General features: G+C 66.2%; 22 protein-coding genes. 17 read left to right on the top strand and 5 right to left on the bottom strand.

Features of this window, described 5'->3' with window-relative positions:
• The 4 genes from GH737_RS06410 to GH737_RS06395 form a co-directional block, all read right to left on the bottom strand.
• A partial coding sequence (locus GH737_RS06410; RefSeq protein WP_275401946.1) for a PmbA/TldA family metallopeptidase occupies window positions 1-408 on the bottom strand: 408 nt, incomplete at its 3' end.
• 3 nt (window positions 409-411) lie between these two features.
• Complete coding sequence (locus GH737_RS06405) at window positions 412-1,728, bottom strand: dihydrolipoamide acetyltransferase family protein (RefSeq protein ID WP_155264021.1); 1,317 nt, start codon at window positions 1,726-1,728, stop codon at window positions 412-414.
• Window positions 1,728-2,741, bottom strand: coding sequence for an alpha-ketoacid dehydrogenase subunit beta (locus tag GH737_RS06400; protein WP_155264020.1), 1,014 nt, complete (start codon window positions 2,739-2,741; stop codon window positions 1,728-1,730). The genes GH737_RS06405 and GH737_RS06400 overlap by 1 nt, the downstream gene beginning before the upstream one ends.
• The gene (locus GH737_RS06395) at window positions 2,742-4,010 is read right to left on the bottom strand and encodes a 3-methyl-2-oxobutanoate dehydrogenase (2-methylpropanoyl-transferring) subunit alpha (protein WP_155264019.1); all 1,269 of its coding nucleotides are present in this window, start codon (window positions 4,008-4,010) and stop codon (window positions 2,742-2,744) included.
• Window positions 4,011-4,165: 155 nt separating this feature from the next.
• Here GH737_RS06395 and GH737_RS06390 point away from each other — a divergent pair, with 155 nt between their 5' ends.
• The gene (locus tag GH737_RS06390; protein ID WP_230558668.1) at window positions 4,166-4,654 is read left to right on the top strand and encodes a SixA phosphatase family protein; all 489 of its coding nucleotides are present in this window, start codon (window positions 4,166-4,168) and stop codon (window positions 4,652-4,654) included.
• A 36-nt stretch (window positions 4,655-4,690) separates the two neighbouring features.
• The gene (locus tag GH737_RS06385) at window positions 4,691-4,981 is read left to right on the top strand and encodes a DUF3297 family protein (protein WP_155264017.1); all 291 of its coding nucleotides are present in this window, start codon (window positions 4,691-4,693) and stop codon (window positions 4,979-4,981) included.
• Here GH737_RS06385 and GH737_RS06380 read toward each other — a convergent pair.
• Complete coding sequence (locus tag GH737_RS06380; RefSeq protein WP_155264016.1) at window positions 4,954-5,169, bottom strand: hypothetical protein; 216 nt, start codon at window positions 5,167-5,169, stop codon at window positions 4,954-4,956. The genes GH737_RS06385 and GH737_RS06380 overlap by 28 nt on opposite strands.
• A gap of 219 nt (window positions 5,170-5,388) precedes the next feature.
• Between GH737_RS06380 and GH737_RS06375 the strand changes: the two genes are divergently transcribed.
• From GH737_RS06375 to GH737_RS06310, 15 genes are all read left to right on the top strand, one after another.
• Window positions 5,389-5,526, top strand: a complete 138-nt coding sequence (locus GH737_RS06375) for a hypothetical protein (protein WP_155264015.1) — start codon at window positions 5,389-5,391, stop codon at window positions 5,524-5,526.
• A 160-nt stretch (window positions 5,527-5,686) separates the two neighbouring features.
• A complete protein-coding gene (locus GH737_RS06370) occupies window positions 5,687-6,304 on the top strand; it encodes a PspA/IM30 family protein (protein ID WP_230558667.1) in 618 nt (205 codons plus the stop codon).
• Window positions 6,305-6,327: 23 nt separating this feature from the next.
• Window positions 6,328-6,732 (top strand): PspC domain-containing protein, encoded by a 405-nt coding sequence (locus GH737_RS06365; protein WP_196233016.1) that lies wholly within the window; start codon window positions 6,328-6,330, stop codon window positions 6,730-6,732.
• Entirely contained in the window at window positions 6,732-6,962 is a 231-nt protein-coding gene (locus GH737_RS06360; protein WP_155264012.1) for a hypothetical protein, read from the top strand. Before GH737_RS06365 ends, GH737_RS06360 begins: the two co-directional genes overlap by 1 nt.
• Window positions 6,963-7,174: 212 nt before the next feature.
• Entirely contained in the window at window positions 7,175-9,526 is a 2,352-nt protein-coding gene (locus GH737_RS06355; RefSeq protein ID WP_196233015.1) for a heavy metal translocating P-type ATPase, read from the top strand.
• On the top strand, window positions 9,523-9,918 hold the full coding sequence (cueR, locus tag GH737_RS06350) for a Cu(I)-responsive transcriptional regulator (protein ID WP_155264010.1): 396 nt from the start codon (window positions 9,523-9,525) through the stop codon (window positions 9,916-9,918). The genes GH737_RS06355 and cueR overlap by 4 nt, the downstream gene beginning before the upstream one ends.
• A gap of 44 nt (window positions 9,919-9,962) precedes the next feature.
• Entirely contained in the window at window positions 9,963-10,283 is a 321-nt protein-coding gene (locus tag GH737_RS15180) for a hypothetical protein (protein WP_196233014.1), read from the top strand.
• Between the two features lie 40 nt (window positions 10,284-10,323).
• Window positions 10,324-10,554, top strand: a complete 231-nt coding sequence (locus GH737_RS06345; RefSeq protein WP_155264009.1) for a hypothetical protein — start codon at window positions 10,324-10,326, stop codon at window positions 10,552-10,554.
• Window positions 10,555-10,616: 62 nt separating this feature from the next.
• Window positions 10,617-11,999, top strand: coding sequence for a hypothetical protein (locus GH737_RS06340; RefSeq protein WP_230558664.1), 1,383 nt, complete (start codon window positions 10,617-10,619; stop codon window positions 11,997-11,999).
• Between the two features lie 10 nt (window positions 12,000-12,009).
• On the top strand, window positions 12,010-12,495 hold the full coding sequence (locus GH737_RS06335; protein ID WP_155264008.1) for a nuclear transport factor 2 family protein: 486 nt from the start codon (window positions 12,010-12,012) through the stop codon (window positions 12,493-12,495).
• 61 nt (window positions 12,496-12,556) lie between these two features.
• On the top strand, window positions 12,557-13,456 hold the full coding sequence (locus GH737_RS06330; protein WP_155264007.1) for a cation diffusion facilitator family transporter: 900 nt from the start codon (window positions 12,557-12,559) through the stop codon (window positions 13,454-13,456).
• Between the two features lie 4 nt (window positions 13,457-13,460).
• Window positions 13,461-14,645 carry a threonine synthase gene (locus GH737_RS06325; RefSeq protein WP_155264006.1) on the top strand — a complete coding sequence of 395 codons (1,185 nt, stop codon included), beginning with the start codon at window positions 13,461-13,463 and terminating at the stop codon, window positions 14,643-14,645.
• Window positions 14,646-15,257: 612 nt separating this feature from the next.
• Complete coding sequence (gene xth, locus GH737_RS06320) at window positions 15,258-16,046, top strand: exodeoxyribonuclease III (protein ID WP_155264005.1); 789 nt, start codon at window positions 15,258-15,260, stop codon at window positions 16,044-16,046.
• 131 nt (window positions 16,047-16,177) lie between these two features.
• Window positions 16,178-16,642: a hypothetical protein gene (locus tag GH737_RS06315; protein WP_155264004.1), complete on the top strand. Its 465-nt coding sequence runs from the start codon at window positions 16,178-16,180 to the stop codon at window positions 16,640-16,642.
• Window positions 16,615-17,700 (top strand): cupin-like domain-containing protein, encoded by a 1,086-nt coding sequence (locus GH737_RS06310; RefSeq protein WP_155264003.1) that lies wholly within the window; start codon window positions 16,615-16,617, stop codon window positions 17,698-17,700. The genes GH737_RS06315 and GH737_RS06310 overlap by 28 nt, the downstream gene beginning before the upstream one ends.
• Window positions 17,701-17,792 lie beyond the last annotated feature (92 nt).

The following is a 17,792-nucleotide window of genomic DNA, read 5'->3' as shown; positions in this document are numbered from 1 at the left end:
TTCCGCTTCCAGGGCGCGGGCGCGAAGTTCCGCGGGGTCCGGATCGCGCTTGTCGTCAGCGTCGAGGTGCGGCGGCTCGCCGCGCAGCAGCAGCTCGGCCGGCGCGAGGCCCGCATACGGGTCTTCCGGCGCTTCCCTGGCCATCGCAAGGCACCGCTCGACGAGCACGCCGAGCGCTTCCTCCGACAGGTCGGACGAGGCCACCGTCGCAGAGCGCTGCCCGACGAAAAGCCTGAGCCCTATCTCCTCCCCTTCGGAGCGGTTGACGTCCTCGAGCTCGCCGAGCCGCACCTGCACGCTCGAGGAGCGGCTTCCCGCATAGAGCGCGTCGGCGGCGGTCGCGCCCGCTGCGATGCCGCGCCCGACGAGCCGTTCGGCGATTTCGCTTGCGAGTTCCGGCGATTGCATGTGTCAGCTGAGCAGCCGCAGCGGGTTCTCGATAAAGCCCCTAAGCGTCTGCATGAAGCTCGCCGCATCCCAGCCGTCCACGACCCGGTGGTCGCATGACAGCGACAGGTTCATCCGCTTGCGAACCTCGATCTCGCCATCGACCGGGACCAGCTTCTCCTCGATCTTGTTGACGGCGACGATCGCCACTTGCGGCGGGTTCACGACCGGGGTCGACGCGACGCCCCCCATCGGGCCGAGACTCGAGATGGTGAAGGTCGCGCCGCCGAGCTCGTCGCGAGTCGCCTTGCCGGTTCGCGCCGCTTCCGAGAGGCGCGCAATCTCCGATGCAAGCTCCCACACGGAGCGCGACTGGGCCTCGCGGATGGTCGCGACCATCAGCCCATTCGCGGTCTGGGTCGCGACTCCCATCTGGACCGAGCCGTGGCGGGTGATCACCATCGCCTCGTCGTCGAAGGTCGCATTGAGCATCGGCCATTCGGCAAGCCCGCGGGCGAGGGCGGTGATCAGGAACGGCAGGAGCGTCAGCTTGGGATTGGAGCCGCGGTCCTGGTTCATCATCGCGCGCGTCTCTTCCAGTGCGGAGACGTCATATTCCTCGACCAGGGTGAAATGCTGGATGCGGCGGTTCGCCTCCGCCATGTTCTCGGCGATCTTGCGGCGCAGACCGACGACCTTGATCGTCTCATCCTTGCGTGGCGCTGCCGGCCGGCTCGAGACGGTTCCGCCGTTGTACAGAAGGTAGGCGTCGAGGTCGGAGTGGCGGACGCGGTCGCTCGCGGTCTTCACCTGGCTGAGGTCGACGCCGAGGTCGCGCGCACGGGCGCGCACGGCGGGGGAGGCCAGTACGTGAGCACCGCCACCCATCCGTCCTGAGCCTGTCGAAGGACTGCCCTTCTCTTCGGCCGTGGAGATGGAAGACAGCTCTTCGACAGGCTCACTGCGAGCGGTCCCCGCTTCCTCGATCACCTTCGTAACGGGAAACTCCTCGGCCTGCTCCGGCGTCGGCTCGACCGCGCCATCGCCAAGCGACCGCTCGTCCTTGCTGTCCTCGGCCGGCCCCGCCGCCCGGTCCGCCCCTTCGGTTTCGATCACCGCGAGGACCGAGCCGATCGGCACCTGGTCGCCGACTTCGCCGGCAAGTTCGATCACCTTGCCTGCGACCGGCGATTCCATCTCAACCGTCGCTTTGTCGGTCATCATGTCGGCGATCTGCTGGTCCTCGGCGATCGTGTCGCCGACCTTGACGTGCCAGGCGACGATCTCCGCCTCCGCGATGCCTTCGCCAATGTCGGGCAGCTTGAATTCGTATCTCGCCATCAGTCGGCCGTCACTTTCTCAAGGGCCTTTTTCATGCGCTTGGGGCCGGGGAAATAGGCCCATTCGTAGGCGTGCGGGTACGGCGTGTCCCAACCGGTGACTCGTTCGACCGGCGCTTCCAGGTGGTAGAAGCAGCGCTCCTGGACCAGCGCGACCAGCTCGGCGCCGAAGCCGCTGGTGCGCGGTGCTTCGTGGACGACGAGGCAGCGGCCGGTCTTCTTGACCGACTCCTCGATGGTTTCGAGGTCGAGCGGAACGAGCGTGCGAAGGTCGATCACCTCGGCGTCCAAGCCCTGCTCTTCAACCGCCGCGAGCGCGACATGGACCATCGTGCCGTAAGTGAGGATCGTCAGGTCGGGCCCTTCGCGCACCACCGCCGCCTTGCCGATAGGCACGGTGTAGTGGCCTTCCGGCACCTCGCTGGCCGGATGCTTCGACCAGGGCTTCACCGGCTTGTCATGATGGCCGTCGAACGGGCCGTTGTAGATGCGCTTGGGCTCGAAGAAGATCACCGGGTCGGGGTCTTCGATCGCGGCGATCAGCAGGCCCTTGGCATCATAGGGAGTCGACGGGATCACGACCTTGAGACCGGCGATGTGGGTGAAGAGGCTCTCGGGTGACTGGCTGTGTGTCTGGCCGCCGAAGATACCGCCGCCGTAGGGCGTGCGGATGACCATCGGCATCGTCCATTCGCCGGCGGTGCGGTAGCGGATCTTGGCGACCTCGCCGACGATCTGGTCGTAGCCGGGGTAGATGTAGTCGGCGAACTGGATCTCGATCACCGGCTTAAGGCCGTACGCCGCCATGCCGACGGCGGCTGCCACAATCCCGCCCTCGCTGATGGGCGCGTCGAACACCCGGGTTTTACCGAACTCGCGCTGGAGCCCCTCGGTTACGCGGAAAACGCCGCCGAAATAGCCGATGTCTTCGCCGAACACGACGACATCCTCGTCCGCCCGCATCGCGATTTTATGGGCGTCGTTGAGCGCCTGGATGATGTTGAAGGTGGCCATCTACTCGCCGCCCTCGGACACGGCCTGGTCGCGCTGCTCGGCGAGGTGCCACGGGACATCGGCATAGACGTCCTCGAACATCGAGCCGATGTCGTCCTTGCCCTGTTCGGGGAGGATCCCGAGCTTCTCGGCCTGCTTCTGAGCGTCGCGCACCGCGCTGTCACACTCTGCGGTCATGGACGCGTGCCGCTCCTCGCCCCATTCGCCGAGCGCGACCAGATGGGACTTCAGCCGCTCGATCGGGTCGCCGAGAGGCCATGCTTTGGCTTCGCTCGCCGGGCGGTAGCCGGAGGGGTCGTCTGAAGTCGAATGGCCCTCGGCGCGATAGGTGAAGAACTCGATCAGCGTAGGCCCGCCATTGGAGCGCGCGCGTTCGGCCGCCCATTTGACCGCGGCATAGACGGCCAGCGCGTCATTGCCGTCGACTCGAAGCCCGGCGATTCCGTACCCCACCGCGCGTTGCGCAAACGTTGCGCGCTCGGCGCCCGCAATGCCCGAGAAGCTCGAGATCGCCCATTGGTTGTTCACCGTCGCGAGGATGACCGGCGCATTATAGACGGCTGCGAAGGTCATGCCCGCGTGGAAGTCGCCCTCGGCGGTGGCTCCGTCGCCGATCCAGCCCATCGCAATGCGGCTGTCGCCCTTGATCGCGCTGGCCATCGCCCAGCCGACCGCCTGAGGGAATTGCGTGCCGAGATTGCCGGAAATGGAGAAGAAGCCATGGCGCTTGTCCGAATACATGATCGGCAGCTGCCGTCCGCGCAGCTTGTCGCCTTTGTTGGAGTAGATCTGGCACATCATTTCCGTCAGCGGATAGCCGCGCGCGATGAGCAGCCCCTGCTGGCGGTAGGTCGGGAAGTGCATGTCGTCTTGGGTTAGGGCCGCGGCCGCGGCGACCGCGATCGCCTCCTCGCCGGTGCACTTCATGTAGAAGCTGGTCTTCCCCTGTCGCTGCGCGCGGTACATGCGGTCGTCGAAGACGCGCACCGTGACCATGTCGCGCAGCATCTTGCGCAGCGTGTCGGGGTCGAGCTTCGGGTCCCACGCGCCGACGGCTCTGTCGTCGTCGCCGAGCACGCGGACCAGCGCGGTCGTCAGCGAATGGGTGTCGGCAGCGGGCGCGCTGGTGTCGGGGCGCGGCGCCTCACCCGCGCCGGGGATTGTCAGCGACGAGAAGTCCGGCGTGTCGCCGGGCCGAAACGCCGGCTCGGGCACGTGCAGCTCGAGCTTGGGCGCATTGCGGCGCAAATCCGGATCTTTGTCGCTCATATCCTCTCCAGCGGCGGCGCTTAGTCCGGACTCGGCGGCGCGGCAACTGGCGGTGACAAGTGTGCTTTACATCAACCCTTTGCCACAGAGACTGACACCATGCGTTCATCGAAATTCGCTTTGCTTCGATCGCCGATCGGCGCGAGACCGTGAGCATGCGCAAATTCCTGACGATCGTCGCCGCCGTGCTCACCACACTTACCGTCGCGCAGCCGGCGCTCGCCGCGGATACCGTGTTCGTGATGCGGCACCTCCAGAAGGCCGAGGGCGCCGACCCGCCGCTGTCGGCCGAAGGTGCGGCGAACGCGCAGGCAGTTGCCGGCATGCTCGCCAAGAGCGGGATCAAGGCGATCTTCGCGACCCCGACGAAACGGGCGATGGAGACTGCGCAGCCGCTCGCGGCAAAGCTCGGCATCATCGTGACGCCTTACAATCCGGCCGATCCAGAGGCGCTCGCCACGAGGGTGGCCGCGATGACGGGCGCGGTGCTCGTCGTCGGCCACAGCAATACGGTGCCCGACCTGGTCGCGCGGTTTGGCGGCAAGCGGGCGGTGGCGCTCACGGAGCAGGATTACGGCACCCTGTTCGTCGTCACCCACGACGACGGCAAGGTCAGCGAGATCAAGATCGAGCCGACGCGCTAAGTTGCAGGCCCGAGACGCGCTGGCTAAGGCGCGCCCATGGCCGATGCTTCGTCAGACACCCCGCCCGACCGCCTCTCGCTCGACCCGCGCAGCGACTATTATGACGAGGCGCTCCTAAGCCGCGGCGTCGGCATCAAGTTCAACGGGCAGGAAAAGACCAACGTCATCGAATATTCGATTTCGGAGGGCTGGATCCGCGTGGCCGCCGGCCGAAGCCGCGACCGCTTTGGCCAGCCGATGACGATCAAGCTCAAGGGGCTGGTAGAACCCTATTTCGAGAACCCGGCCGAAGGCGAGGCTCAGGAGGGCGAAGCCTCCGAGGGGTAGGACGGCTGCGAGCCCTTACGCTCGCGCCACTTCTTGAACGCCCAGCCGCCGAGCGCGAGCGCCGCTAGCGTCGGGACGCTGCGTTTGGCGACCGCCGCAGCGCCATAGCCGAGGATCGCGCCTTTCGCGCCGTCGTTCTTGCCGGCAACCTTGTTGCCGAGCCACGCCCCGAACAGTTTGCCAATCATCGCTGAAACTCCGTTGCTTTGCTGACGCATCAGCGCGGAGGCGGTGGCGAATGTTCCCGACCACGCGATTGGGATTCCGCACCAACTCTTGGTTGGGAAATCCGGCCAACGGTTCGCTCGGCGATCGTTTCCTGCAGTTTTCCGGGATTGGCACACTCCTTGATTGGCTAGTCGCATCGACCCGCGAACAAAAGGGCGGGCGAGAAAAGGAGAATTCAAATGTCGTCGCAGTCGCCATTCACCCGCACTCTCGTCGCCATCGCCGCGGCGCTCGTCATGAGCACGGTCGCGGTCGGCGCAGCCGTTGGTCCGGCTTCAGCCAATGCCAACTCCATCGAGGTCTCTCTCAATGCCTGAACTCGAAGTTCTCGAAGCAAAGGTCCCGGTTCGCACGCCTCGCCTGATCGAGGTCGAAACCGCCGATGAGTCCCAGCCCAACGTAGGGCGTTTCGCCCCCATTGCGGGCTGGCTCAGCGGTCCGGTGTTCAGCCGTGCTCGTGACATTTTCGCGGCGAACATGACCGAGCTTCTCGACCGGGCGGAAGACCCGGCGCGGATGATCCGGATGATCATCCTCGAGATGGAAGAGACACTGGTGGACGTCCGCGCGACGGCCGCGCGCTCAATTGCCGACATCAAGGAGATGCGGCGCGCCGTAAGCCGGCTCGACGAGCTGCAGGCCGACTGGACGGCCAAGGCCGAGCTCGCGCTGTCGAAGGACCGCGACGACCTCGCCAAGGCCGCGCTGGCCGAAAGGCAGCAGGCCGGCGAGATGGCCGACAGCCTGCGCGGTGAGATGGACCAGATGGAGCAGGTGCTGCGCGGCTACGAAGCCGATATCGCCAGGCTCCAGGCCAAGCTCCGCGAGGCGCGGGCGCGGCAGAACGCGATCGCGGCCCGGATCGAGAGCGCCGTTACCAGGGCGAAGGCACGCGAGATCATGCACGGCAGCCGGACGCTCGAGGCGTTCGCCAAGTTCGAGCTTCTCGAGCGCCGCGCCGATTTCGCGGAAGGCCGCTGCGAGGCGCTGGGAATCACCAGCCTCGAGGACGAGATCGACCAGCTTCGCGCGAGCGAGAAGATCGACGCCGAGCTGGAAGCCATGAAAGCCGCGCTAAAGGCGCGGGTCAACTGACCGACGGAAGGGGACCTATGACGATGGCACGCAAGATTTACCCGTATTCGCTCGATCGCAAGGACGCGAAAATCGCCGGCGTCTGCTCGACGCTGGGAGCGATGAGCGGGATCGACCCGACCTTCATCCGCATCGCGTGGGTCGCGATCCCGCTGCTGACGCCGGTGGATTTCACCACCGCGATCATCGCCTACGCGATCGTCGGCATCTTCCTTGCGATCCAGAAGAAGCGCGCGATGACCGGCGACAGACGGATGAGCGACTTCGACCGGATGGACATCGCCGCGCGGCGCAAGCCGAGCGTGCACGCGATGCGGACCGAGCTCGACGAGACCGACCGCCGACTGATGGCCATCGATCATCACATCAACAGTCAGAACGAAGAGCTGGCGCGCGAGATCGAAGCGCTCCGCCAGGAGGAGAAGTGATGGAACCGATCACGATTGCAGTGCTGAGCGCGAGCATCATTTTCGGGCTTGGCGGCGCCAGTCTCGCCGGACTGAAGGCCTGGAGCGGGTGGCTCGAGCTCAAGAAAATGGAGCTGGCCCAGGTCTCCGGCGACCGCGGCCTCCCGCCCGCCACGGGCCGGATCGAGATCGCGGACCTGCGCGAACGCGTCCGCAAGCTCGAGGCCATCGCCGCCGGTATCGACATTTGAGAGGCGCATAGTCCCCAGCGCGTTTCGCTCCCCAGGCGCGCTGACAGGAGGCGGTTCGGATCCCCCTTCCCGAACCGCCTCTTTTTATTGCGCGCGCGTGAGAGGCGCCCGTCCCCGCGCGTGAAGCGTTGTGCCTTCGGCGCCTTGACCCTGACATCATGTCAAGGTGCACAAGCCCTCTCATCACGAGTCGCACAACGGAGAAACCAGCCATGGCCGCATACACCCACGCGGCCCGTTCGCATCACCGCGAGGGGCCTCGCGCGGCCCACGGCACGATCGTTACTGACCCCGTTTGCGGGATGAAGGTCGACACGCGCACCGCCGCGCATCAGTACGAGCTGAACGGGACGCCTTATTACTTCTGCAATGCCGGCTGCCTCGAGAGGTTCAAGGCCGACCCGAACCGCTACCTGAACCCGGCGGAGCATGACGACGCGCTGCCCGACGCCGCGGAAGGCGCGGTGTGGACCTGCCCCATGCACCCGGAAGTCCGCCGCGACGGACCGGGGACGTGCCCGATCTGCGGGATGGCGTTGGAACCGCTCGAGCCCACCGCGGAGGAAAGGCCCAACCCCGAGCTGATCGACATGAGCCGGCGCTTCTGGATCAGCGCCGCGCTCACCCTCCCGCTGGTCGTGCTGGCCATGGGGGCGGAGATGACCGGCTGGGAGCCGCTTTCGATGCGGGCTTCGGCATGGGTCCAGCTGGCGCTCGCCACGCCGGTCGTGCTGTGGGGCGGCTGGCCGTTCTTCGAGCGCTTCTGGGCAAGCCTCAAGACGCGCAATCTCAACATGTTCACGCTGATCGGCATGGGCGTGGGGGTCGCCTACCTCTACAGCCTCGTCGCCACGCTGGCGCCCGGCCTCTTCCCGAACCCGCTCCGGACCATGGATCGCGCCGTCCCAGTCTATTTCGAGGCGGCGGCGGTCATCACCACGCTGGTGCTGCTCGGCCAGGTGCTCGAGCTGCGCGCGCGGGCCGCCACCGGCAAGGCGATCCGCGCTTTGCTCGGCCTTGCGCCCAAGACCGCGCGGCGTGTCCGCGACGGCACGGAGGAGGATGTCCCGCTCGAGCAAGTTCACGTCGGCGACGTGGTCCGCGTCCGGCCAGGGGAGAAAGTGCCGGTCGACGGGATCGTCGTCGAGGGCCGCAGCGCGGTCGACGAATCGATGATCACCGGAGAGCCGGTACCTGTCGTGAAAGCCGCGGGCGACAAGCTGACCGGCGCGACGGTGAACGGCACCGGGTCGCTGCTGATGCGCGCCGAGCGCGTCGGCCGCGACACGATGCTGTCGCAGATCGTGCGAATGGTCGCCGCGGCGCAGCGCTCGCGCGCACCGATCCAGAAGCTCGCCGACCAGGTCTCGGCCTGGTTCGTGCCGAGCGTCATCGCGGTATCGTTGATTGCCTTTGTCCTGTGGGGGCTGTTCGGGCCTGCGCCGCCGCTCAGCCACGCGATCGTCAATGCGATCGCTGTGTTGATCATCGCCTGCCCCTGTGCGCTCGGGCTGGCGACCCCGATGTCGGTCATGGTCGGCACCGGTCGCGGCGCGAGCGCCGGGGTGCTCGTCAGGAACGCCGAGGCGCTCGAGCTGATGGAGAAGATCGACACGCTGGTCGTCGACAAGACCGGAACCCTCACGGTTGGCAGGCCGGCCTTGATCGCGGTCGAACCCGCCGGCGGGTTCGGCGAAACCGACGTGCTTCGGCTGGCAGCGGCCCTCGAGCGCGGAAGCGAGCACCCGCTTGCGGCCGCAATCGTCGAGGGCGCCGCGGAGCGGGGCATCGCCCTGCCGGCGGCAGAGGAATTCGAATCACGCACCGGCAAGGGCGTCACCGGACGCGTCGACGGACGCCAGGTGGCCCTTGGAAATGCCGCGCTGATGCGCGAGCTCGGCATCGACCCGTCGCAGCTCCAGGGCAAGGCCGACGAGCGTCGCGACGAGGGCGAAGGAGTTATGTTCGCGGCGATAGACGGCAAGCTAGCGGGGTTGTTCGCCGTCGCCGATCCGGTCAAGGAGACGGCGGCTCAAGCGATCGCCGAGCTGCACCGGGATGGAATCCGGATCTTCATGCTGACCGGCGACAATCGGCGCACCGCGGACGCGGTCGCCCGGCGCGTCGGCATCGACGAGGTGATGGCCGAGGTCCTGCCCGACCAGAAGCAGGCGAAGGTCGAGCAGCTGCGCAGCGAAGGCAGGCGCGTGGCGATGGCCGGCGACGGGATCAACGACGCCCCCGCGCTCGCGGCCGCCGACGTCGGGATCGCGATGGGCACCGGCACCGACGTCGCGATGGAGAGCGCCGCCATCACGCTGGTGAAAGGCGACCTGCGCGGGATCGTCCGCGCGCGTCACCTCAGCCGCGCGGTGATGCGCAATATCCGCCAGAACCTGTTCTTCGCCTTCGTGTTCAACGCCGTCGGCGTGCCGATCGCGGCGGGCGCTCTCTACCCGTGGTTCAAGATTCTTCTCTCGCCGATGCTTGCTGGGGCGGCGATGTCGCTGAGCTCCGTGACCGTGATCGGCAACTCGCTGCGGCTGCGCGGAGTGCGGTTGTGAAGATAGGCCAGGCCTCGGCCGCGAGCGGCATCAGCGAGCGGATGATCCGCCATTACGAGAAGGTCGGGCTGATGCCCAAGGCGGCGCGCCGCGACTCCGGCTATCGCGATTATGACGAACGCGACGTGCGCACGCTGCAGTTCATCGCCCGCGCGCGCGACCTCGGCTTCTCGATCGAAGAGATCGGCAAGCTGCTCGAGCTGTGGCAGGATCGGAGCCGCGCGAGCGCCGACGTGAAGGCGCTGGCGCTCGCGCGCGCGTCCGAGCTCAGGCGCAAGGAGGAGGCGCTTCACGACATGCGCCGCTCGCTCGAGCATCTCGCCGCGAGTTGCCACGGCGACGACCGCCCGTATTGTCCTATCATCGGCGGCCTCGAAGGTGCAAAAAGGTGATTGCCCCCGTTGAGCCGCTTTCGGCGAAGCCTTATTCGGCGGGCATGGCATCGGCCATCCTGCGTCTCCTTGCCGTGATTTCGGTGCTGCTGATGCCGCTCGGCATGGCCGCGGCGCCGGCGGCTGCCCACGGGCATGCCGCTGCGGGGATAGCGATGCAGCATTGTCCGGATCAGAGTTCCAAGTCCCATCCTGCGAACGGGTTCGGAGCATGCACGATGGCGTGTTCGGCAGCCCTGCCGGCGGCCGATCTTGACCGTGAGCCGCCGCCGCACATTCTATGTTGTCCGCCTGTGCCCGCCAACACGCACCTGGACGATGGGCTCGTCCCTGAGACGGCAACGCCTCCGCCGAAGTTCTCCTGAGCGAACCGAACTTCTTTCATTCGAACTCAGGAGATTGACGATGCTTACGATGATGATCGCGGCAGTAGCCGCTGCCGCACAGCCGGGCGCCGCTCCGGCAAGCCAGCCTGTCCAGCATCCGCAGATGCAAATGGATGCGCACCAGGCCCACGCTCAGCACGGTCAAATGGCGGACAAGAAGGATTGCTGCTGCAAGGACATGATGGAGAAGATGCATTCCGGTCACGAGATGAAGGGTATGCAGGACCATCAAGAGCACGGCGCTCACTGAGCCATTGAGCATTTACGGGAGGCGGCGACTCTTGCGCCGTCTCCCATGTTCGGAGAGATTTCGTGAAATTTACGATGATCGCCGCGGCGAGCCCGCTGGCGCTGCTTGGCGTGCCCGGCGCTGCGTTTGCGCAACATCGGCCCATGCCGGGCATGGAGATGCCCGCACCCCCGGAGCAGCCGCAGGCCGCCCCGGCCAAAACGGCCAATCCTGCGCAAATGGACCATTCGCAGATGAACCACGGGCAGATGGTCATGCCCGACAGCGGTCAGGCCGCGCACATGAGGAGCATGACGGGCGCCCTTGGCTCTTACCCCCTGGAACGCGAATCTTCCGGCACCGCGTGGCAGCCGGACACCTCCGAGCACAGCGCGCTGCACGTGATGAGCGGCGACTGGACGCTGATGGCCCACGGCACGCTCAATCTCGTTTACGACCACCAGTCGAGCAGCCGCGGCGACAACAAAATTTTCGCGTCGGGCATGCTGATGGGCATGGCGCGGCGGCCGCTCGGTGACGGCACCCTTCAGTTCAAGGCGATGCTTAGTCCCGACCCGCTGATGGGGAAGCGCGGCTACCCGCTGCTGCTTGCCGCCGGGGAAACGGCCAATGGCCGCGATCGGCTGATCGACCGCCAGCACCCGCATGATTTCTTCATGGAGTTGTCGGGATCGGTGTCGCAGAACATCGGCCCGAAGAGGAGCGTGTTCCTCTATGCCGGCCTGCCGGGAGAACCCGCATTTGGACCCCCTGCCTTCATGCACCGCGAAGCGATCATGGATTCGTCCGAGGCGCCGATCAGCCACCACTGGCTCGATTCGACGCACATCAGCTTCGGCGTGGTGACCGCCGGCCTCGTGCTCGATCACGTCAAGATCGAGGCGAGCCGCTTCAACGGCCGCGAGCCCGACCAGCATCGCTGGGACATCGAGACCGGTCCGCTGGATTCGACCGCGATTCGGCTGTCGTGGAACCCGCTTCGCACGCTCTCGCTGCAAGGCAGCTGGGGGCATTTCGCCGATTCCGAGCAGCTCGAGCCGGGAGTCGACCAGAAGCGCTGGTCGGCCAGCGCGCTTTGGGCGGACGAGATCGCGACCGGCTGGAAGCTCGCCGGCACGCTGGCATGGGGACGCAAGACGATCGAGCACCACAAGGACGATGCTTACATCGCCGAGGCATCGCTCAAGCATGACGCATGGACGATCTTCGGCCGCGGCGAGATCACGGAAAACCGGGAGCTGCTCGATCTCGAGGAGCACGGACCCGCGTTCCGAGTCGGCAAGGTCTCGCTCGGCGCCGTTCGCGATTTTCGCGTCGCCGGGCATTTCTCGCTCGGCCTCGGGGGCCTGTTCGCCGTGAACTTCGTGCCGGAAGGGCTTGCGCCGCTTTACGGCGCGCGCAATCCGACCGGGGCGATGGGCTTCGTCCGGATCAAGCTCGACTGAGGGAGACTGCATGCAACGCGTTGGCGGCGCCGCACTGGCGGCCTTGATGTTTGTGACGTCTCCCGCGGCGGCTCACGAGCCAGGCGCGGGTGCAGCCCCGCAGACGCTGGTGCCGGCGTCGGCACAAAGCGCAGCAGCGACGGTGGACGCGTTCCATGCCGCACTGGGGAGAGGCGACGTGAGCGCTGCCGCCGCGCTGCTGGCGGATGATGCGCTGATCTTCGAGGAAGGGGACGCAGAGCGCAGCAAGGCGGAATATGCGGCGCAGCACCTCCCCGCCGATGCAGCTTTTTCCCAGGCCGTTGCACCATCCGTCACTCGGCGGACCGGCGGATCGAGAGGCGCTCTCGCGTGGATCGCCACCGAAGGGCGAACCACGGGCAGCTACAGGGGCAAACCGGTCGATCTGGCGACGACCGAGACGATGATCCTTCGCCGCTCCGGCGGCGACTGGAAGATCGTGCACATCCACTGGTCGTCGACGGCGAAGCAGTGACACCTTCGCACGGGCGCGTGGCAATTTGAACCGCGCACCTCGCGTCGGCTAGGGCGGCTTCGTGGCCGAGCATCGACATTCTCACGATCATGCGCACGCGTCGGCCGTTTACGGGCGCGCGTTTGCGATCGGAATCGCGCTCAACCTCGCCTTCGTCGCTGGCGAGGCCGTGTTCGGCTTTCTCGCCAACTCAATGGCATTGCTCGCCGATGCGGGACACAACCTCTCGGATGTGCTCGGGCTCGTGCTCGCCTGGGCGGCGGCGATGATGGCGAAGCGCGCGCGTTCGCGTCGCTTCACCTACGGGTTCAAGAAGGCGCCGATCCTCGCCGCGCTGGGCAATTCGCTGCTGCTGCTGATTGCGGTCGGAGCGATCGGCGCGGAAGCCGTGCGCCGGCTGTTCCACCCATCGGCCGCGGAAGGCGGCACGATCATGATCGTTGCCGCCGTCGGTATCGTCGTCAACGGCGCGACGGCCTTGCTGTTCGCGCGAGGACGAAGGGGCGACATCAATATCAAGGGCGCGTTCCTGCACATGGCGGCCGACGCCCTGGTTTCGGCCGCCGTCGTGCTCGCAGGACTGGCGATCCTGTGGACAGGGAGGGAGTGGATCGACCCGGCGATGAGCCTGATCGTCGCCGTCATGATCCTGTGGAGCACCATCGGATTGCTCAAGGAATCGGTGTGGATGTCGCTCGCCGGCGTGCCGAGCCGGATCACGCTCGACGAGGTCGAGGCGGCGCTTTCTGCCATTGAGGGCGTCGAGGCCGTGCACGACTTGCACATCTGGCCCTTGAGCACGACCGAGACCGCGCTGACGGCGCATATCGTGACGGCCCACGCGAACTATCCCGATAGGCTGCTCGAAAGCGCGCGGACGCTGCTTCACGACCGCTTTTATATCGACCATTGCACGATCCAGGTAGAGCGCGACCATCCCGCTCACCACAGCGATTGTTGACCCGATGAACGTGACCCACCTCGAATGTTCGCTCACCGGTGAACGCTACGAATCCGGCCGGCCGCACAACCTCAGTCGCGCCGGCAAGCCGCTTCTGGTGCGCTACGATCTCGAGGCGGCGAAAGGCACGCTGACACGCGAGAGCCTCGCCGCGCGCGAACCCAACATGTGGAAGTGGCGCGAGCTGCTGCCCAACGACAGCGAACCCGTGAGCCTTGGGGAGATCGAGACTCCGCTGATCCGATTACAGCGGACCGGGGGAGCGAACCTGCTCGTCAAGGACGAGGGGCGGCTCCCGACCGGCTCGTTCAAGGCGCGGGGGCTGGCGATGGCAGTGACCATGGCGAAGCAATTGCGGATCGAGCGCATGGCAATGCCGACCAACGGCAATGCCGGCGCTGCGCTGGCAGCGTACGGCGCCCGTGCCGGGATGGAGACGACGGTCATCTGCCCGGCCGAAACCCCGGAGATCAACATCATAGAAACGGCTGCCTACGGCGCGCGCGTCTATGTCGCCGACGGGCAGATCGACGAGTGCGGCGCGCTGGTTGGCAAGGGCGCCGCGGAAGGGCTGTGGTTCGACTGCTCGACACTCAAGGAGCCCTACCGTCTCGAGGGCAAGAAGGTGATGGGGTTCGAGCTCGCCGAGCAGCTCGGCTGGGAGCTGCCGGACGCAATCTTCTATCCGACCGGCGGCGGCACCGGCCTGATCGGCATGTGGAAAGGCTTCGACGAGCTCGAGGCGGTCGGGCTGATCGGCTCGAAGCGGCCGCGGATGTATGCGGTGCAGGCCGAGGGCTGCGCGCCGATGGTGCGCGCGTTCGACCGCGGCGACGAGTTCGCCGAGCGGTGGGACAATGCGGCCACGGTCGCGACCGGAATCCGGGTGCCCAAGGCCGTCGGCGACTTCCTGATCCTGCGTGCCGTGCGCGAGAGCAATGGCGCCGCGATCGCGGTCTCCGACGAAGCGATCCTGAAGGCGGTCGAAGACGCCGCGCGTGACGATGGCTTTCTGTTCTGCCCGGAAGGCGGTGCGGTGCTCGCCGCGTGGCGCAAGGCGGTCGGGGAGGGGCTGGTCGGCCGCGACGAACGGGTGGTGCTGTTCAACTGCGCCAACGGCAACAAATATCCGCTGCCGGACCGGTCGAAGCGGTTGAAGCTGGGGGAGGCGAGGCCGGAGGCGCTTTGACGTTCATCGCGAGCGCAGCGCAGCGGCCCAGGAAGATTTTTCACACGAAGGCACGAAGAAGAAGTGAAGCCGCGAAGATGAGGCCGCATTCCTCCGTGCCTTACTTCTCTTCTTAGTGCCTTCGTATAAATAGATTTTCTACTGGATTGCCACGTCGCCTTCGGCTCCTCGCAATACAGAGGCTTGGACGGATATGCAGGCAATAAAAAAGGCTCCTCGCGGAGCCTGATCGCCTGTCCCAGAAATGGGTAGCCCCGGCAGGTTTGACCCTGCCGGGGCACCATGCTGAGTTTGTCTTTCGACTCCCTAAGCACAAAATGACGATAGCCGATTCGGCGAGGGATGCGAGTCAAAAATGTAGCCCACGCGACAAACTTGTGGGTCAATCGGTGGAAGACTCGGTGCACAAGTGCGCGACTCGCTGGAATCGCTATAAAAAGAGCCCCGACACGCTCTCGCGTGACGGGGCTCTCCATGCTTCTTCCGTTGGTCCGCGTCATCAAACGGAGCCGATCCGCAGGCCTTTCAGCCCGGGTTCCGCTCCGGAGACACGAATCGTTGGACCCGAAGCACGGCGGTAGAACCCAAAGCGCCGCGGTTGGTTCCTGATCCATGGCAAAGACCCGGCTCAGGATCGCGACCTACAACATCAATGGCATCAATTCGCGGCTCCAGGTGCTGACTCGCTGGCTCGAGGAGTTCCGTCCCGACATCGCCGGGCTTCAGGAGCTCAAATGCACCGACGAGGCGTTCCCGCACGAAGCGATCGAGGCCCTCGGCTATTCGGCGATCTGGCACGGCCAGCAGCGCTGGAACGGAGTCGCGCTGCTGAGCCGTGTCGGCGATCCGGTCGAAACCCGCCGCGCGCTCCCGGGCGACCCGAACCTCGAGCAGAGCCGCTACATCGAGGCGGCGGTGTGCGGGATCCTGATCGGCAACATGTATGCGCCCAACGGCAATCCGAAGCCCGGGCCAAAGTTCGACTACAAGCTCGCCTGGCTCGATGCGCTGAGCGCCCACGCGCGCGACCTGCTCGACAGCGGCGCGCCGGGGCTATTGATGGGCGACTTCAACGTGATCCCAACGGATGAGGACGTCTACAAGCCCGAGCGCTGGGTGAAGGATGCACTGTTCGCGCCCGAAGCGCGCGAGAAATATCGAAAGCTCGTTGCGCAGGGCTGGACCGACGCCCTGCGGCACCTCTTCCCCGACCAGCGCATCTATACCTTCTGGCACTATTGGCGGAACTCGTTCGAGCGTGACGCCGGGATCCGCATCGACCATGCGCTGCTCAGCCCCGGGCTCGCGAAAAGGCTCGAAGGCGCGGGCGTCGACCGCGAGCCGCGCGGCTGGGAAAAGACCAGCGACCACGCGCCGGTTTGGGTCGAACTGGCGGTCTGAACCGGCAAGCCGGGGTTCAGGCGCCCCGCGGCATAATGGCCGGTCTGCACACATCGATGGCGCGGCCAAACCGTTGCGGTTCCTTGTCGCCCAGTGCATGTGATAGCGCTATCAGAAATCAGGTAAGAGACATGACTCGCACGGCAACTCGACTTCTCATCTCGCTCGCGCTTGGCGCCGGCGCCGCAACCATGGCATCCGCGCAAATGGCTCCGCCGGCCGGGCCGCTCCCCGGCACCGGCGATTCGACCAAGATCACGCAGGGCAACCGCGAGAACAACGCGGAGTACAATCGGCTCATCGGCGCGGCTGACCCCAAGGCGTCGTCGTCCAACGTCGAGCAGCGCGCGACCAAGCACCAGTCGGCAGTCGCGGCCACCGCGGCGGACATCAAGCCGGGCCTGGCGCTGCGCGACAGCAACGGCGTGAAGATCGGGACGATCGTTTCCGTCGATGCCAGCCAGGCGGTCGTCGACACCGGCCAGATAAAGATCGGCGTACCGCTCATCGCGTTCGGCAAGGACGACCAGGGCCTCCTGCTCGGCATGACCGCCGACAAGTTCGCCGAATTGGTCGCGAAAGCGCACGCGCACTGAGTGGCCTGACCACTTCCGCGACAACCGCTCCGGCGACGGGTGTCGAGCTGTCGAACGCGGGCCGAGTCGATGAATTCCATTCGGTCGACCGGCCACGGTTCAATCAGGAAATCGAAACGAGGCATGAGCCAGCGATCCTGCGCGGGCTCGTCGCCGAGTGGCCGGCGGTACAGGCGGCGCGGCAATCGACGGCCGCCCTCGTGGATTATCTCACTGCTCGCGACAACCAGGCGCGAGTGAAAGCCTTCCTCGGCCAGCCTTCCATCGCCGGCCGCTATTTTTATTCGCCCGGAGTCGATGCCTTCAACTTCGCCATTGCCGAGACCACGATCAGCGCTCTGCTGAAGGCGCTGCTCGATCCCGCCGAGAAGCAGCGCTCGATCTACATGGGATCGACCGGCACCAGCCACATGCTCCCGAGTTTCGCCGCGGAGAATGCGATGCCGCTGCTCGACCCCGCGAAGGCCGAGCCGCGCATCTGGATCGGCAACAACAGCCGAGTCGCGCCGCATTATGATGAAGCGGACAATATCGCCTGCGTCGTCGGCGGCAGGCGGCGGTTCGTCCTGTTCCCGACTGAACAGGTCGAAAACCTGTATGTCGGGCCGCTCGACCGGACGATCGCCGGGCAGCCCATCAGCATGGTCGACCTCGACGCGCCCGATTACGAGCGCTTTCCCAAATATCGCGAAGCGGAACGCCACGCGCTCATCGCCGACCTCGAGCCCGGCGACGCGATCTACATCCCCGCGCTCTGGTGGCACGCGGTGCAGGCGACCGGCGAGGTCAACGCGCTGGTCAATTACTGGTGGACCGACCATCCGCTCGACGCCGGCTCGCCAATGCACGCGCTGGGCCACGGGCTGCTGACGATCAGCCATTTGCCCGAGCATGAGCGCGAGGCCTGGCGCGTGCTGTTCGATCATTATGTGTTTAAAGCGAACGGCGAGCCCGCCGAGCACATTCCGGAGGCCGCGCGCGGCATCCTCGGCCGCTCCACTCCGGAGGTCCGGCGCATGATCAAGCAGTTCCTGATGCGGGCATTGTCGAGCCTCTGACCTTGCGCATGGGCCGCCGCGGATTCCTGCAGTCGGGCGCAGCCGCGGCCTGCGCGGGCAGCGCCGTCGCGCAGACCAGCGGGCCGTTCGCG

Origin of the sequence: Sphingomonas segetis (genome assembly GCF_009720245.1) — a bacterium.
GTDB lineage: Bacteria > Pseudomonadota > Alphaproteobacteria > Sphingomonadales > Sphingomonadaceae > Sphingomicrobium > Sphingomicrobium segetis.
The sequence above is the reverse complement of the archived record's forward strand: the minus strand, read 5'-3'. Positions and strand labels throughout refer to the sequence as shown.